Source organism: Pseudaeromonas pectinilytica, from assembly GCF_054780855.1.
Genome location: NZ_BAAGVN010000178.1, coordinates 1 through 836, shown reverse-complemented (window position 1 = coordinate 836; position 836 = coordinate 1). Strand labels below are relative to the sequence as shown.

Below are 836 nucleotides of genomic sequence, written 5' to 3'. Positions count from 1 at the left end.
CTATCCAGCAGCAGTTTGTGTTTCTGCTGGGCCATCCGCTTCTTGTACTCGGAGGTCTCTTCTTTCATCTGGTTGAGCCGGTTCTCCATCATGCTCATCGTTTCCAGCAGTTGCTGTTCACGCTGCAGATGTCCCTGACGCTCCATGAGCAAACTCTGTAATTGGCTCAGATTGCTGCGAATACTGCTCTTGAGCAGCTCGAGTGTCTGTTGCTGATCCAGCTGATTGCTGATTTCATCCAGACGGGCATGAATGTCGTCCCCATTGCGCTGATGCTGCTGATGCAGGTTTCTGCCTTCATCAAGGGACTCGTGCAAGCGCAAATGCACGGCATTAAGACTGTCATTCAACCCGGAAAGAAATAGATGGGATTCACGACGTTCCTGACGCGCGCCTTCAATAATTAACTCCACCAACTGTAGGCAGAGCTCCGGGAGTTGCGCAAAATCAATGCCAGTCAGTAGCTTGCGCCGTACCTCGGCCAGTTCTTCACCGACCGGACCGGTAAAGTCGAGCTCGGTGATCAGCCGCTGTAACTCATCGCATAACCTATTGCGCAGTTGCTCATCATGCTTGGCGTTTTCTATCTCTTGCGGATCTTGAAGTGCTGCCGTTGGTTTGAGCAGTCCCGGGCGCAGCAACATGGCTCGCATTGCCTGCTGATAGAGCTCCAGCAACCGTGCTACTTGCCGTTGATGATCGGCAATCGCATAGGGCGAATCCTGATGCAGGAAGTCACGGGCTTCTTTGCGAATTTTTTCCGGGATCTCTTTGATGGCACTGAGATGACGACCACCTTCCTTGATGGTTTCTCGGGTTACGCGCAGGGACTCTTC

1 pseudogene is annotated in these 836 nt (G+C 52.6%); it reads right to left on the bottom strand.

The features are described from left to right. Window positions 1-836 (bottom strand): annotated as a pseudogene (locus tag ACYVG7_RS10075) (GGDEF domain-containing protein); the annotation flags it as partial.